The following is a 16222-nucleotide window of genomic DNA, read 5'->3' on the forward strand; positions in this document are numbered from 1 at the left end:
CGCTTTGCCCCAACTTGTCCAGTTGACGGAGTGCCCCATGACACGTGTCTACGAGGTTCCCTACCTCCCCGACGACGGCTCGCGCTGGACGCTTCGCCTCGCCGGACAGACCGTCGGCACCTTCGCATCGCGCTTCGAGGCGCTGCAGGCGGCGGTCAACCGGGCGTCGGCGGACGGCGGCGACGCGAGTATCGGTGTCGAGGGGGCCGATGGGATCTGGCGGCCGTTCGGCAGCGACATCAAGCGACCCGTGCACGTGCCGACGCTTCCGCCTGTTCGTCTGGTTCGCGCAAGATAGGTTGGAGCATCGCGCATTAACGGTGGGGTCACGGGCCCGCCAGCGAAATGGATCGGTTATCATGCGGCGGCCCGGTAGGCGACCCTGCCCGAGGCGATTGCCAGATCACTGGCCCCGTAGCTCAGCTGGATAGAGCGTCCCCCTCCTAAGGGGAAGGTCGCCCGTTCGAATCGGGCCGGGGTCACCATATAAAGCGATCTTTGGCGCGGTGGAGTTCCATGCTTCGCCACAATGCGGCGCCGTTCAAGCATAGTAAGCACGCCCTACAAAAGGTCAGCTTGTCCACCGTCCATCCGCGCGGACCGATATTAGATCGGTGTACCTCTAGATGATCTTTTAGCTGCCGTGGCCCGGACGGCTTTTGTCTCGCCGTGTGGAGTGACCCCGACGCCTTTATCGTGCTGTCGAATATCGGAGGTTGGAGGATGGTATTACCTTCGCCGCAGTCGCGAGCATATCGCGTCCGAGCGACTGGCCGGACACCGCTCTAAGAGCCGGGAAGAGCGCGGCTGACTGGATCGAGCTGCGCTCGTCGCGCACCATCGGCCAATTGAAAGGGATGGGGACTGCAGGCGTGGGAATATTGCTCGACTGGTTTGAAGCTCACCCCGGCTTGGCCGGATGGGTAGGAGCAGGTGGCGCCGTGCTGGCACTCTTCGTGACGATTTTTCTTAACCGGGCCGACGCCAGAGAGCGAAGGATCGAAAGGGAGGCACGTGCTCGAACCTCTGGCGTCTTCGTCAAGCCGCCTTTGGTACACATTCGAAAGGAGTTGAAGGAAGCCCTCGAAAACCTTGATCGGGGGATGAAGCCGCAGCATGCCGGCCCGCACGACGACGAGGGATTTACGTGGGGAATTGCGGGAATCGATTCGCCTCCCTCAACTCTTACGGAGCGCCTGCCAGCGATTGCTGATCTCGGCCCTGCGGCAAAAGTCACACAGGCGGCTTACAGGACGATGCAGGATCTCCACGAGTCGTTTGAAAGGCACTACATCGAGGCGTATGGTGAATGTGCGTACGACGACCAAGAATTGACCGCTTCGACGATTGCCTTGATGAGGAGGTGCCTCGTCGCAACCGACAAGGCAATTGCGGCGATCGATCGATTGTACGAATAGGGTGACGAGCGCCCCCCACCACGGTAGCAAAGGCAGCCGAGCCGAACCCTATGCCGAAAGGGCATGCCCGGACTGCAGTAGGGGGGGCGGCTTCGACGACGCTATCGCGTGCCGATCAAAAGAAGGGCGCGTATCGGCGATCTTGCTCTTGGATGGCAGCGCAGCCCGTGAAGCGTTCGCATGGCTATCGGTACTTTCCGTACTGGCGCTCAACGGCATCGGCGAGGCTGAGGCCAGAATCAACCAACTTTTTTGCGAAAGGACGAATTGCGTCGCGGCGCGCCGCGAGCTTCTGCTCGGTCAAAGCCTTGTCCTTTTGCATCTCGCGAACCGTACGGGTCTGCTGTACCAGATTGTCCATTCGGGACACGAAATCCCCAACGGCCACGGCGACCGCTGCCGGAAATTGCCCCGCCTTTGCAGCGGCAGCCCGAGTGATCGGAGCGGCTAGTCGGTCAGCTTCGGTGTATCGAAACGTGTCGTCGAGAAACTCTGGATCGTTCGGCCCATGCTCGATCATGTCGGCCAGCAGCCCGCGAATTGCCGTGACCTCTGCCCCAATCGCCAGGCCCAGATGGCGGGTCTCAATCACTCGTCGGTGCCAATCGATCGCGAGTGCCCAGGTTGCCGTAAAGATAGATGCAGCCAACGCCGTGGCGACCGACTGCCACCATGGGTTGAGCGTACTCTGGATTGCGAGATCGGCGAATATAAATGGCCCCAGCACGTGACTGCCTCCGCGGTCTTTGTAGTAGTAGAAACGCACAGCATCTATATCGATGGTGCGCTAGGGCGCGCTCCGACGCCACACGCACGCCCTCCTAAGGGGAAGGTCGCCCGTTCGAATCGGGCCGGGGTCACCATTCCCGCATCGCGGCTTCGTGCAAGGCATATTTCCCGCCATCCGTTACGATGGGCGGGTCATCGCCTCCGGAGAAAGCACTGTGGCCCGTACGTTCGACGCCATCATCGTGGGAGCCGGCCAGGCCGGGCCCGCGCTGGCCAACCGCCTCACCGGAGCCGGGAAAACCGTCGCCCTCATCGAGCGCCACCTCGTCGGCGGTACCTGCGTGAACACCGGCTGCAAGCCCACCAAGACGCTCGTCGCCAGCGCCTACGCCGCGCGCCTCGCGCAGCGTGGTGCCGAGTACGGCGTCGGTGTCGGCACGATCACGATCGACATGCCCACCGTCGCGGCGCGCGCCCGGAAGGTGATCCTCGATTCGCGCAAGGGCAACGAGGACTGGCTCGCGGGCATGCCGGGACTCACGCTGATCCGTGGGCACGCGCGGTTCACCGGACCGCGCCGGATCGAGGTCAACGGCGAGACGCTCGAGGCCGCGCAGGTTTTCCTCAATGTCGGCGGACGCGCGCGCGTTCCCGATTTTCCGGGTGTCGACGCGGTCGATTACCTCACCAACAGCACGATCATTCCGCTCGAGTCGGTGCCGGAGCACCTGATCGTCGTCGGCGGTAGCTACATCGGACTCGAGTTCGCCCAGATGTATCGCCGGTTCGGTGCGAAGGTGACGGTGGTGGAGCAGGGACCGCGCCTCGTGCAGCGGGAGGACGAGGACGTCTCGGCCGAGATCCGGGCCTTCCTCGAGGACGAGGGCATCGCGGTGCGTACGGGCGCCTGTTGCATCACGCTCGCGAAGCACGCCGATGGCGTCGCGGTGGGCGTCGACTGTACCGAAGGCGCGCCCGTCGTCACCGGCTCGCACGTGCTGCTCGCCGTCGGCCGCGTGCCGAACACCGACGACCTCGGCCTGGACAAGGCGGGCGTCGAGGTGGACAAGCATGGCTACATCGTCACCGACGACCATCTGGCGACGACCGCGGAAGGGGTCTGGGCGATGGGCGACTGCAACGGCAAGGGCGCGTTCACGCACACGGCGTGGAACGACTACGAGATCGTGGCCGCGAACCTGCTCGACGGCGGCGATCGCAAGGTGAGCGACCGCATCCTCGGTTACGCGCTTTACGTGGACCCGCCGCTCGGGCGGGTCGGCATGACCGAAACGCAGGCGCGTGCGAGCGGGCGGCCGTTGCTGGTGTCGAAGCGTCCGATGAAGCGCATCGGGCGCGCGGTCGAGAAGGGCGAGACGTACGGCTTCATGAAGATCGTCGCCGATGCGGAAACGAAGCGCATCCTTGGTGCCGCGATCCTGGGTACCGGCGGTGACGAAGCGATCCACGGCATCCTCGACATGATGAACGCCGATGCCCCGATCGACACCCTGCAGTGGGCCGTTCCGATCCACCCGACGGTGTCGGAGCTGATCCCGACCGTCGTCGGCGACCTCAGGCCTCCCGCATCACCATGAGCCGGAGCTCGGTCATGTCCTCGATGGCGTAACGCACGCCTTCGAGGCCGATGCCCGACGACTTGGCGCCGCCGTAGGGCATGTTGTCCACGCGGAAACTCGGGACGTCGTTGACGATGACGCCCCCCTGTTCCAGTTCGTCCCATGCGCGCATGGCGTGGCCCAGGTCGTTGGTGAATACCCCGGCCTGCAGTCCGAAATCCGAGTCGTTGGCGATCGCGAGTGCCTCGTCGAACGTCATGAAGCGTTGCAGTACCGCCACGGGACCGAACGCCTCCATGCGCTGCAGTTTCGCCTCGCGCGGCACGTTCTCCAGCAGCGTGGCTTCGAGCATGCTGCCCTTGCGCCCGCCGCCACAGAGCACGCGCGCGCCGGCCTTCCTCGCCTCGCGAATCCAGCCTTCCAGCCGCTCGGCCGCCGTCTCGTCGATCATGGGCCCGAGGAAGGTCGACTTCTTCTTCGGATCGCCCGCCTTCAGCGCCTTCACCTTCGCGACCAGCTTGCGCCGCAGCGCGTCGTAGACGTCGTCGTGGACGAGGATGCGCTGCACGCTGATGCAGCTCTGGCCCGACTGATAGAACGCGCCGAAGACGAGGCGGTCGACGACGGCGTTGAGACGATCGCCCTGGTCGGCATCGACGATGCAGGCGGCGTTGCCGCCAAGCTCCAGCGTCACCTTCTTGTGGCCCGCGCGGGCCTTCAGGTCCCAGCCGACCAGGCCGCCGGTGAACGACAGGAGCTTCAGTCGCGGATCGGTCACCAGGGGATCGGCGTGCTTGCCGTCCAGCGGGAGGATCGAGAACGCGCCGCGCGGCAGGTCCGTTTCGGCGAGCACGTCGCCGATGATCAACGCGCCGAGCGGCGTGCGCTCCGACGGTTTGAGCACGAACGGACAGCCCGCGGCGATCGCCGGCGCGACCTTGTGCGCGACGAGGTTCAGCGGGAAGTTGAAGGGCGTGATGAAGCCGACGGGTCCGAGCGGCACGCGGCGCGTATAACCGTGGTATCCCGCCGATCGCTGCGAGAGTTCGAGGTTGATCGTTTCGCCGTTGATCCGCACCGATTCCTCGGCGGCGATCTTGAACGTCTCGACGAGGCGGGTCACCTCGCCCTTCGCGTCGTTGATCGGCTTGCCGGCCTCGACGCAGAGGGCGTAGGCGAGTTCGTCGCGGCGCTGCGTGAAGCGCGTGACGCAGTGCTCGAGCACCGCCTGGCGTTCGTACGGGCGGAACCGCTTCATCGCTGGCGCGGCGGCGTGCGCGGCGGCGATCGCCTTGTCGAGGGCTCCCTCGTCGGGGAGCGCCACGCGGGTCGCGACCTTGCCCGTGTACTTGTCGACGACGTCGAGTTTGCGGGTCGACTTCACCGCGCGGTTCGCGAGGTAGTAGGGGTAGCTCTTGTCGAGCATGGCGATGCCTCGATGGGGTCGGTATGGCCGGAGTGTCGCGCCGGCGACGTTCATCCGCCGTCGACGCGGGATATCAGTCCTCGCGGCGGACGTGGATCTCGCCGCTGCCGAGCATGACCCGCAGGCGGTCGCCGACGGCGACGTCGCCGGCACGACGGACCACGGCGTCGCGCTGATCGAACACGATCGCGTAGCCACGTTCCAGCGTCGCGAGCGGGCTCACAGCGTGCATGGTGCGTGCCTGCTGCGCGAGGCGCAGCCGGTCGCGTTCCAGGCGACGTTCGATGGTGGTCGCGAGGCGCTGCCGCAGTTCGGCGAGGCGCACGCGCGACGGAGTCAGGCGCAGGCGCGGATGCTGCGCGGCGAGGCGTGCCTGCAAGCGTTCCAGGCGCGCGCGGCGAAGATGGTTCGACTGGCCGATGGAGAGCTCGAGCCGGCGGCGCAACGCCGCGAGCCGCTGCGCGTCGCGCGCGAGCCGCGCCTGCGGACGCTGCGCCGAAAGACGTGCCTGCCATTGATCGGCACGCTGCGCGGCGGCCTGCAGGCGGCGCGACATGACGGTGGCCATGCGCTGGCGCAGCCGGTCGAGTCGACGCTGCAGGTCGGCGCGGTCGGGCACGAGCAGTTCCGCGGCGGCGGAAGGCGTGGCGGCGCGAAGATCGGCGACGAAGTCCGCGATGGTGAAATCCACCTCGTGGCCCACGGCGGAGACGACGGGCACCGCGCTCGCGTGGATCGCCCGGGCGACGGTCTCGTCGTTGAACGCCCAGAGGTCTTCGAGCGAGCCGCCGCCACGGGTCACCAGCAGCACGTCGTAGCGATCGCTCGCGGACGCCCGTCGCAACATCGCGGCGATCGCGGGCGGCGCCTCGCGTCCTTGCACCGGCACGGGCAGGACCTCGACCTCGGCGAGCGGGCAGCGCCGGGCGAGCACGCTCAGCACGTCGCGGATCGCCGCGCCGGAAGGCGAGGTGACGACGCCGATACGGCGCGGGAAGGCGGGCAGGGCGCGTTTGCGCTCGGGCGCGAACAGGCCCTCGGCACCGAGTCGCGCCTTGAGCTGCTCGAACTCGCGCTGCAGCGCACCTTCGCCGGCCGGCTCCATGTGGTCGGCCACCAGCTGGAACTCGCCGCGCGCTTCGTAGAGGCCGACTTTCGCGCGCATCAGCACGTGCATGCCGTCCACCGGACGGAAGCGCAGCCGCGAGGCGGCCGTGCGGAACATCGCGCAGCGTACCTGCGCGTTGGCGTCTTTCAGGGTGAAGTACACGTGTCCCGACGCGGGGCGCGCCACGTTGGAGAGCTCGCCTTCGATCCAGACGCCCATCGGCAGGGCGTCCTCCAGCAGATCGCGCACCAGCCGGTTCAGGCCGGAGGGCGTGAAGATCTCAGCGGGCGCGCGGTCGTCAAAGGCGGACATGGGTCGACGAGGGTATCACGGCCGGAGGGAATGTCGATGGGGCGGGGACTTAGGCGACATTCCTCAGGTGTCGGCTACATCCGGAACACACCGAAGCGTCCCTGTTCGATCGGCGCGTTGAGCGACGCCGAAATCGCCAGGCCGAGCACACGGCGGGTATCGGCCGGATCGATGATCCCGTCGTCCCACAAGCGGGCGCTGGCGTAGTACGGATGGCCCTGCTTCTCGTACTGCTCGCGCACCGGCGCCTTGAAGGCTTCTTCGTCTTCCTTGCTCCACGAACCGCCACCGGCCTCGATGCCGTCGCGGCGGACGGTGGCCAGCACCGACGCGGCCTGCTCGCCGCCCATCACGCTGATGCGCGCATTGGGCCACATCCACAGGAAGCGCGCGCCGTACGCGCGTCCGCACATGGCGTAATTGCCGGCGCCGAAACTGCCGCCGATGACGACCGTGAACTTGGGCACGTGGGAGCAGGCGACGGCGGTGACCATCTTCGCGCCGTCCTTCGCGATGCCGCCGTTCTCGTACTTGCGGCCGACCATGAAGCCGGTGATGTTCTGCAGGAACACCAGCGGCACGTTGCGCTGGTTGCACAGTTCGATGAAGTGCGCCCCTTTCTGCGCCGATTCGCCGAAGAGGATGCCGTTGTTCGCCACGATGCCGACGGGGTAGCCGTGGATGTGCGCGAAGCCTGTGACGAGCGTCTTGCCGTAGCGCGCCTTGAACTCGTGGAACTCGGAGTCGTCGACGAGGCGCGCGATCACCTCGCGGATGTCGAACGGGCGGCGGGTGTCCTCGGGAATCACGCCGTAGAGTTCTTCCGCCGCGTAGCGCGGCTCCACGGGCGCACGCACCGCCAGCGGCTGTTTCTTGACGTGGTTGAGCGAGCCGACGATGTCGCGCGCGATCGACAGCGCGTGCGCGTCGTTCTCGGCGAAATGGTCGGCGACACCCGAGACCGACGTGTGGACGTCCGCGCCGCCCAGCGCCTCGGCATCGACGACCTCGCCCGTCGCGGCCTTCACCAGCGGCGGCCCCCCTAGGAAGATGGTGCCCTGCTCGCGGACGATGATCGTCTCGTCGCTCATCGCGGGCACATACGCGCCCCCCGCGGTACACGAGCCCATCACCACGGCGATCTGCGGAATGCCCTGCGCGCTCATGCGCGCCTGGTTGTAGAAAATTCGGCCGAAGTGCTCGCGGTCGGGAAACACCTCGTCCTGCAGCGGCAGGAACGCGCCGCCGGAGTCCACGAGGTAGATGCAGGGCAGGCGATTCTCCATCGCGACTTCCTGCGCGCGAAGGTGCTTCTTCACCGTCATGGGGAAATACGTACCGCCCTTGACCGTGGCGTCGTTCGCCAGCACCACGACCTCCTGGCCCATCACGCGGCCGATGCCCGCGATGACGCCGGCGGCGGGCGCCGCGCCGTCGTACATGTCGTGCGCGGCGAGCGGCGCGATTTCCAGGAACGGCGAGCCCGGGTCGAGCAGCGCGCGGATGCGCTCGCGCGGCAGCAGCTTCCCACGGGCGACGTGCTTTTCGCGCGCTTTCGCACCGCCGCCTTCGGCCGTGCGCCGGAGCGTGTCGCGAAGATCGTCGGTCAGGCTACGAAGGCGCTGGCTCGCCGCATGGTAATCGGCCGAGCGGGTGTCGAGCTGCGAGGTGATGATGGGCATGGAGGCGTTCGCGCGAGGACGAAACGCGAATGATAGCGGGCGGCGGCTAATGGAGAACGTTGCGGCGCGGCAATGTTCGGGGGATGGGAGATGGGAGGTGGGAGCTGGCGATTGCAAAAGAAACGGCCACCCGAAGGAGGCCGTTTCCTGATCCAACACGCAAGCGCGAGGGCTTACTTCTTGGAATCGTCCGCAGCGCTCTTGGCGTTGTCGGCAGCGTCCTTCGCCTGGTCGGCCGACTTTTCAGCCTGGTCGGCGGCGTTGGAAGCGGCGTCCTTCGCGGCGTCGGAAGCGCCACCGGCGGTCGAAGCCGAAGCGGCGGCCTGGGCCTGCGAAGCGGCGTCCTTGGCCTGCTCAGCCGACTGCTGAGCCTGGTCGGCAGCCTGGTTGGTCGCGGCGTTGGCCGACTGGTCGGCGGCCTGCTGGGCCTTGTCCGCCTGCTGCTGGGCATCTGCAGCCGACTTCTGGGCGTCTTGCGCGGAATCCTGCGCGCCGTTGCTGCAAGCTGCCAGAAGCGCGACGAGCGCAGAGGCGAGAAGGGTACGCGTCAAATTCATTGTGGTTCTCCTTAGCCGTGGAATGCCGTTAGGCGGGCGTATTAATAGCTCAGTTCTAATTGCTTAGCTATATGAGGGGCCGTGTCGCTTCAGGGGGCATTAAAGCCCATGCACATGGCGTGATCCTTTTCCTGAAACGTTCCGCCTTATGTCGTAGACATCCGGTTCACACCAGTTCGATGGCGATCGCCGTTGCCTCGCCGCCACCGATGCACAGCGCGGCGACGCCCCTTTTTGCCCCACGTGCCGTCAACGCATTGAGAAGGGTCACCACGATCCGGGCGCCGCTGGCGCCGATCGGATGACCCAGCGCGCAGGCGCCGCCATGCACGTTGACCTTGTCGTGCGGCACGCCGAGTTCGCGCATGACGGCCATCGGCACCACGGCGAACGCCTCGTTGATCTCGAACAGATCCACGTCGCCAGCCTTCCAGCCGGCCTTGTCGAGCACCTTCGAAATGGCGCCGACCGGCGCGGTGGTGAACCACTCCGGCTCCTGCGAGTGCGTGGCGTGGGCGACGATGCGGGCGAGCGCCGTGACGCCACGCGCCTTCGCGTCGTCCGCGGAAAGCAGCACGAGCGCCGCGGCGCCATCGGAGATCGACGACGAGCTCGCCGCGGTGATCGTGCCGTTTTCCTTGCGGAAGGCGGCGCGCAGCGTGGGAATCTTGGCGACGTCGGAGCGGCCGGGCTGCTCGTCCTCGGCGAAGTCCTGCGCGCCCTTGCGGCCCTGCACGGTCACGGGAACGATCTCGTTCGCGAAGGCGTTCGCCTTCTGCGCCGCCTGCGCGCGCTCGACCGACGCGATCGCGTAGGCGTCCTGTTCTTCGCGGGTGAAGTGGTACTTGTCGGCGCACTGCTCGCCGAAGATGCCCATGGCCTTGCCGTCGTACGGATTGGTGAGGCCGTCCCACGCCATGTGATCGACGAGCTGGCCGTCGCCGTAGCGAATGCCCGTGCGCGCCGCGACCATGTGCGGCGCGTTGGTCATCGACTCCATGCCGCCGGCGACGACGATGCTGGCCGAACCGGCCTTGATCAGGTCGTGGCCGAGCATCAGGGCCTTCATGCCGGATCCGCACACCTTGTTGATGGTGGTGCATCCGGTGGCGGTCGGCAGACCGGCTTCGAGCGACGCCTGGCGGGCGGGCGCCTGGCCGAGGTTGGCCGGCAGCACGCAGCCCATGATCACTTCGCTGACGTCGGCGGGCGCGATGCCGGACTGTTCGAGCGCGGCCTTGATCGCGATGGAGCCCAGCTTGGGGGTGGGGACGCCCGTGAACTGGCCAAGGAAGGAACCGATGGCGGTGCGCTTGGCACCCGCGATGACGATGTCGGACATGGTGACTCCGTGATGCTCGGAAGGCCGCCCGATCGGGCGGAAAACCGTTCGAGTATCGCAAGCCGGCCGGTGGCGGGGCAATCTGCGCCGCGGCATGGCGGGGATACTCACGCCTGTGCCAAGATCTTGCGAGGGGAGGCCGCGCGGGGGCGCCGGCCCGACAATGACGTCGACAAGGGGATCCGGATGAAGTGCGTGGCTTTTCCGCGCAGGCGCGAGCTTGCGCTGTCGGTGTGCGTGTGCATGGCACTGACCGCATGCGGTGGTGGCGGTGGTGGTGGGACGAAAGGAGGCGGAGGCTCCGGGGTTGTCGTAGCTCCGCCCACGACGCCGCCGCCCGTCACGCCGCCGGCCACGCCCACCGTCGATCCACGCCTGAACGCGCACCTTTCGCTGACCCACGCCGACGCGGCCCATGCCGCCGGCTTCACCGGTACCGGTTTCGACGTCACGATCTACGACACCGGCGTCGATGCGACCAACCCCGCGCTCACGGGGAAGATCGCCTATCAGACGTCGATCGTGGACTCGTCGACCAACGACACGAGCAAGGGCGACGTCTCGGGCCACGGCACCGCGGTCGCCCAGATCATCGCGGGATCCGCGCTCGGCGATTTCGGCGGTGGTATCGCGCCGGGCTCACGCATCCGCTCCGCGCGTATCGTGCCGGACAAGGCTCCCGTCGGCCTGCCCACGTCGACGGTGACTCCCGAGATGCTGACGAACGTAAAGAACGGTTCGTCGGGCAACCTGTATTCGCGCGTCGACGTTCATTCCTGGGGCGGAGCCGACTGGGATACATCCGATACGAGCCTGACGCAAAAGTGGTATTCCTCGCTCTACGGTGGCAACGCGCTATATCTGTTCGCCGCGGGCGACGCGGGAAAGCTGGATCCGAACAACGTCGCGGCGCTTCCGACGCTACCGGCCTATCGGAACACCGGTGTCTGGAGGCGTTGGACGACGGTCGTGGCGCTCGACGGCACGGACCCGACGAAGCTGGCGGCGGATTCGAATCAGTGCGGCGCGACCGCGAACTATTGCCTCGCCGCGCCTGGCAGCGTGATCACGCTCGCCGCGACGTCGACGAAAGACCGTCCCGTTTACGAAGTCCGTAGCGGAACGGGTATCGCCGCCGCGCAGGTGGGCGCAGCCGCTGCGCTCGTGCTGGAGGCGTTTCCCGAGATGAATTACGACTCGCTGCGGCAGGTGCTGCTGTCTACCGCCGACGATCTGGGCGCGCCCGGCATCGATCCGGTATTCGGCAATGGTCGCCTGAACGTGGCGCGGGCCATTCGCGGACCGGCGAGCATCGACGACGAGCTCCTCGACCTGACGGCGACCGGCAGGCACTCGGTCACCTTCCGCAACGATATCGGTGGCAAGGGTGCCTTGCGCCTGCAGACCGATGCCGACACGACGATCATCCTCGCCGGCACCAATACCTATAAAGGCCGGACCAGCGTCTACGGGAACGTCGAAAGTCTCCACGGTTTTCCCGCCGACCTTTATGCCGGGGGGCGAGTGGTTACGCACGGCGACATCGGAGGGAACCTATTCATCGATCGGGAGCTGGTGACGGGCGACACCGCGGTCCGCGTCGGCAAGGATTTCTGGCCGACGCCTGACTTCGGGAAACTCACCGTGAAGCTCGGCGCACCCCTGATCGTCGCCGGCACCGCGCACCTCACCGGCGATCTCACCATCGCCGGAGCGGTGCCCGGCTACGTGCCCACCTCGCACCAGACCGTGGTGCAGGCCGGTGCCATCGACGGTGCGTTCCAGACCATGACGCTGGGTACTGGTGTGCTGCTCTCGGCGACGCTGCAGTACACGCCGACGGAAGCGTGGCTCGACACGCGTACCCTCAGCGTGGCGAACGTCGCCGCCACAACGATGCCGCAATCGGTAGCGGCGCAGTCGTCGGCGCGCCGGCTCGACGGCGCGTTCGCACGGATCGACCGCGGGCTCGCGGACGGGACCATCGAACCGTCGATGCAGAACCTCTCGATGCTGGTCGCGGCGGGTAACGTCCAGCAGTCGGGCAGTAGGCAGCTGGTGCAGCGTTCGCTCGAATCGCTTTCCGGGCAGCTCTACGCCGCCGGTACGGCGGTCACGCTGGCGGGAATCGACGCGGGCGACGACGCGCTCATCGAGCACCTCGATGCGCAAGGTGCAGCGGGCGCGTGGACGCAATCGCTCGGGACTCAGGGCAGCCTCAGCCGCGGTGGATTCGGCAGTGTCGGCTTCAGCCTCGGCGGTAGCGTGGTGGGCACCGACGCGCGCATCGGACAGGCGGGTTTCGCCGGTGTCGCCATCGCCCAGATGCGCAGCAGCGGCCAGCTGTCGGACAACGTGGACCGCCAGCGCAACCGCGCGACGGAAGGCATGTTCTATGCCGGCTCGCGAGGCGACCGCTGGTACGGTGTCGGGCGATTCGGCTACGGCAGCTTCCGGGGCGACATGCGGCGCTTGCTCCGTTTCGGCGAACAGGCCGCCTTCGCGGGCAGCGAAGGCACAGGACGCTACAACGTCGTCTATGGCGAAACCGGCTATCGCACGCACGCCGGTGCGTTCTCCGTGACGCCATTCGCCAGCGTCCAGTTCGCGTCCATCCGCCGGTCCGGGTTCGAGGAGTCCGGCGGTGCCGGCTTCGGCCTCAGCAGCGTCGGCCAGACGACCTCGCGCTGGCAGGCGGGATTCGGTGTGCGCGGAGGCGCCACGTGGCTGACATCGGCGGGGCGCCTGCGGCTCGATGGCAAGCTCGCGTGGCAGGGCGCGTTCGCCACCCGTGGCGAGGTGTTTTCGGCGCGCTATACGGGGCTGGCCGAATGGGCGCCGGTCGAGGGCATCGGCCTGTCGCGCCACGCCACCACCGCTGGCATGGCCCTGGCCTGGGATATGGATGAACGCAGCCAGCTGGCGCTGGACCTCGATCAGCGCTTCGCTGACCGGGACAGGTCGCGGTCCGGCAGATTGAGCTATCGGAAGGCGTGGTAGCGGGCGTTGCCGCCCGCCGCCGCCTGCTGAAAGGGGCCTTTCGAGGAAAAACGGCAGGACCGCGAAAACGTGACATGATCGTTGAGTTTTTTCTTAAAAAAGTGTGGCACTATCCGCGCCAGGGGCACCACGGATCGCGGTGCACGACATTGACGTCAAGACCAGGGGACAACGTGAATACGATCATTCAGCTGCGTCAGCGCGACCTCGCGCTGGCCATTGCCGTGAGTGTGGGCCTGACCGCCTGTGGTGGCGGCGGTGGTGGTAGCAAGAACAGCTACAACGTCCCGGCCATCGTCGCGCCGACGACACCGGCCGCCCCGCCGGCCACGACCACCCCGTCGACCCCGGCCGCCCCGACCTACGCCTTCCCGGTGGACGTGCAGATCACGGCCACGAACAGCGCGGCCGCGCACGCGGCGGGCGCGACCGGCGCCGATGTCGTCATCGGTATCGTCGATTCCGGCGTGAATGGCGCCAACCCCGCGCTCGCCGGTCGCGTCACCGCGAACCTGACCTACGTCGATCCCGTGGCGAACAACGTTTCCGTGCCGGACGCGGTGGGTCACGGCACCGTCGTCGCCGAACTCGCCGCGGGCGCGGCGTCGGGTACGTTCACCGGCGGCATCGCGACCGGTGCGAAGATCGTGTCCGCCCGCATCATCGCCGACAAGGCGCCGACCGACGACGGTTCGGGCAACGGTAATGTCGTCACCTCAGCCAACCCGTTGGGCTCGATCAACAGCGACGTGATCGCGGCGGGTGCGAAGATCATCAACAATTCGTGGGACGGGCTGTACTGGGACGCCGCTTCCACCGACACCACGAACAGCTTCGCCAGCGCCTATGGCGCCGCGGCGGGCGGTGCGCTCTATGTGTTCGCCGCCGGCAACAAGGGCAAGGCCGACCCCTCCGACCTCGCGGCCCTGCCGTTCCGCGTGTCGGCGCTCGAGAAAGGGTGGCTGGCGGTCGTGGCGCTGGATGGCAACAAGCCCGACCAGCTGGCTTCGTACTCGAACCACTGCGGCAAGGCGATGAACTACTGCCTCGCCGCGCCTGGCGATGTCGTGGCCCTCGCGGCCAATTCGACGGCGGATAAGCCGGCCTACGTGACCGCCTCGGGCACGTCGTTCGCCGCGCCGCAGGTGTCCGGCGCGGCCGCCGTGGTCAAGGGCGTATTCCCCACGTTCTCCATGTCGACGGTTCGCGAGATCCTCCTTGGTACGGCGGACGACCTCGGCGATCCGGGCGTCGATCCCGTCTTCGGCTACGGCCGGCTCAACGTGGGCAAGGCCATCCGTGGCCCTGGCCGTCTCGACTGGGGCCAGATGGCCATCGATCTCGGCGAGAACGACGTCACGTTCTACAACGACATCGCTGGCGCGGGCGGATTCCTCGTCAACGGAAACAGCGCCGGCAACGGTGCGAAAACCGGCAAGCTGGTGCTCGCCAGCAACAACAACACGTTCACGGGCACGTCGACGATCAACGCGGACGCGACGCTCGACGCGCTCTGGGATTTCCCGGGTAGCGCCACGGTGAAACAAGGTGGCTCGCTGATCGCGCGCCGCAACATCGGTGGCACCGTGTCCAACAGCGGCCGCGTGCAGACGACCGCGGCGGGCGCGCGCATCGACGGCGATTTCACCCAGACCAGCACCGGCACGCTGGTGCAGACACTCGGCGCGCCACTCGTCGTGCACGGTATCGCGACGCTCGCGGGCGAGTTCCACGTCGCCGGGGTGACGGACGGCTACGTGCCGACGATGCACCAGCAGGTGCTGACGGCGAGCGCGGTGCACGGCAGCTTCACCAGCTTCACCACGGAGCCGAACATCTTCCTGGCGACGACGCTGCAGTACGGCGCGAGCGAAGTCTGGGTCGACACGTCGCAGATCAAGGTCATCAACGTCGCGACGACGACCATGGCCGATTCGGCCGCGGCGGTTTCGTCGGCGAAGCGTCTCGATGGCGCGTTCGAAAAGCTCGACCAGGTGCTCACGTCGCCTTCCGCGGCGGGCGCGGTGGCGCAGGGCACGCTCGTGGCGGCCGGCGGCATCCAGCAGTCGCGCGACACGGCGACGGCGCGCGCCTCGCTCGAATCGCTCTCGGGCCAGCTCTACGCCGCGAGCACGGCGGTGACCCTCGCCGGCATCGAGGCCGGTAACGACGCGCTGATGAGCCACCTGGACAGCCAGGGTGCGGGCGGCGCGTGGATGCAGTCGTTGGACGGCCAAGGCGGCCTCAGCCGCTCAGGCTTCGGCAACGTCGGCTTCCAGCTCAACGGTGGCCTGGCGGGTAACGACATCCGCATCGGCAGCAACGGCTTCGCGGGCGTCGCGTTCGCGCAGATGCAGAGCAACGGGCAGCTGTCGGGCAACTTCGATCGCCAGCGCAACCGTTCGACCGAAAGCATGCTCTACGCCGGCTCGCGTGGCGCCAACTGGTACGGCGTCGGCCGGCTCGGCTTCGGCAACTTCCGCGGGAACACGCAACGCCTGCTGCGCTTCGGCGACCAGGCCGCGTTCGCCGGCGGCGACAACACCGGGCACTACAACGTCGCTTACGGCGAGGTCGGTTATCGTACGGATGCAGGCGCGTTCTCGCTGACGCCGTTCGCCAACGTGCAGTACGCCAGCATCCGCCGCGATGCCTTCGAGGAAACGGGCGGCCAGGGATTCGGCCTCAGCGCGAACGGGCAGACGACCTCGCGTTGGCAGGCCGGCTTCGGCCTGCGCGCCGGTGCCTCGTGGTTCACGTCGATGGGCAAGCTGCACCTCGATGCGAAACTCGGCTGGCAGAACGCGTTCGCCACGAAGGGCGAAGTGTTCTCCGCGCGTTACACCGGCATCGCCCAGTGGGCGCCGGTGGACGGCATCGGTCTGTCGCGTCGCGCCGGCACGGCGGGCATGACGCTCGGATGGGACGTGAGCGACCGGACGCAGATCGGGTTCGACGTGGACCAGCGCTTCGCGGATCGCGATCACGCGCGCTCGGCGAGCGCGACCTTCCGGATGAAGTGGTAAGTCGAAAATCGGTTGTGGGAAGCCCGCTAGCGGGCTTCCCAC

11 protein-coding genes and 1 tRNA gene are annotated in these 16222 nt (G+C 67.3%); 6 read left to right on the top strand and 6 right to left on the bottom strand.

Annotated elements, in window-relative coordinates:
• The first annotated feature begins 37 nt into the window (after positions 1 to 37).
• The 3 genes from BMW54_RS01535 to BMW54_RS18380 all read left to right on the top strand — a co-directional run bounded on the left by BMW54_RS01535 (position 38) and on the right by BMW54_RS18380 (position 1418).
• On the top strand, positions 38 to 298 hold the full coding sequence (locus tag BMW54_RS01535; RefSeq protein ID WP_090052376.1) for a DUF2188 domain-containing protein: 261 nt from the start codon (positions 38 to 40) through the stop codon (positions 296 to 298).
• 110 nt (positions 299 to 408) lie between these two features.
• Positions 409 to 485, top strand: a tRNA-Arg gene (locus tag BMW54_RS01540).
• Between the two features lie 231 nt (positions 486 to 716).
• Entirely contained in the window at positions 717 to 1418 is a 702-nt protein-coding gene (locus tag BMW54_RS18380) for a hypothetical protein (protein WP_139206007.1), read from the top strand.
• Positions 1419 to 1602: 184 nt separating this feature from the next.
• On the opposite strand, the gene BMW54_RS01550 is transcribed toward BMW54_RS18380, so the two are convergent.
• Positions 1603 to 2184, bottom strand: a complete 582-nt coding sequence (locus BMW54_RS01550) for a hypothetical protein (RefSeq protein ID WP_090052380.1) — start codon at positions 2182 to 2184, stop codon at positions 1603 to 1605.
• Between the two features lie 178 nt (positions 2185 to 2362).
• Here BMW54_RS01550 and BMW54_RS01555 point away from each other — a divergent pair, with 178 nt between their 5' ends.
• Positions 2363 to 3745 (top strand): FAD-containing oxidoreductase, encoded by a 1383-nt coding sequence (locus tag BMW54_RS01555; protein WP_090052382.1) that lies wholly within the window; start codon positions 2363 to 2365, stop codon positions 3743 to 3745.
• Here BMW54_RS01555 and BMW54_RS01560 read toward each other — a convergent pair.
• From BMW54_RS01560 to BMW54_RS01580, 5 genes are all read right to left on the bottom strand, one after another.
• Positions 3723 to 5153 (bottom strand): aldehyde dehydrogenase family protein, encoded by a 1431-nt coding sequence (locus tag BMW54_RS01560; protein WP_090052384.1) that lies wholly within the window; start codon positions 5151 to 5153, stop codon positions 3723 to 3725. The two genes, BMW54_RS01555 and BMW54_RS01560, sit on opposite strands and share 23 nt — an antisense overlap.
• A 73-nt stretch (positions 5154 to 5226) precedes the next feature.
• Positions 5227 to 6573, bottom strand: a complete 1347-nt coding sequence (xseA, locus tag BMW54_RS01565; protein ID WP_090052386.1) for an exodeoxyribonuclease VII large subunit — start codon at positions 6571 to 6573, stop codon at positions 5227 to 5229.
• 74 nt (positions 6574 to 6647) lie between these two features.
• Positions 6648 to 8255, bottom strand: a complete 1608-nt coding sequence (locus BMW54_RS01570) for a carboxyl transferase domain-containing protein (protein WP_090052388.1) — start codon at positions 8253 to 8255, stop codon at positions 6648 to 6650.
• Positions 8256 to 8428: 173 nt separating this feature from the next.
• Positions 8429 to 8812: a hypothetical protein gene (locus tag BMW54_RS01575; RefSeq protein ID WP_090052390.1), complete on the bottom strand. Its 384-nt coding sequence runs from the start codon at positions 8810 to 8812 to the stop codon at positions 8429 to 8431.
• A 166-nt stretch (positions 8813 to 8978) separates the two neighbouring features.
• Positions 8979 to 10154, bottom strand: a complete 1176-nt coding sequence (locus BMW54_RS01580; protein WP_090052392.1) for a thiolase family protein — start codon at positions 10152 to 10154, stop codon at positions 8979 to 8981.
• A gap of 243 nt (positions 10155 to 10397) precedes the next feature.
• Between BMW54_RS01580 and BMW54_RS01585 the strand changes: the two genes are divergently transcribed.
• Together BMW54_RS01585 and BMW54_RS01590 are read left to right on the top strand one after the other, a co-directional pair.
• On the top strand, positions 10398 to 13154 hold the full coding sequence (locus tag BMW54_RS01585) for an autotransporter domain-containing protein (protein ID WP_139206008.1): 2757 nt from the start codon (positions 10398 to 10400) through the stop codon (positions 13152 to 13154).
• A gap of 173 nt (positions 13155 to 13327) precedes the next feature.
• Entirely contained in the window at positions 13328 to 16180 is a 2853-nt protein-coding gene (locus BMW54_RS01590) for a S8 family serine peptidase (RefSeq protein ID WP_175472732.1), read from the top strand.
• Positions 16181 to 16222 lie beyond the last annotated feature (42 nt).

It is taken from the genome of Luteibacter sp. 329MFSha (genome assembly GCF_900111665.1).
Taxonomy (GTDB): domain Bacteria; phylum Pseudomonadota; class Gammaproteobacteria; order Xanthomonadales; family Rhodanobacteraceae; genus Luteibacter.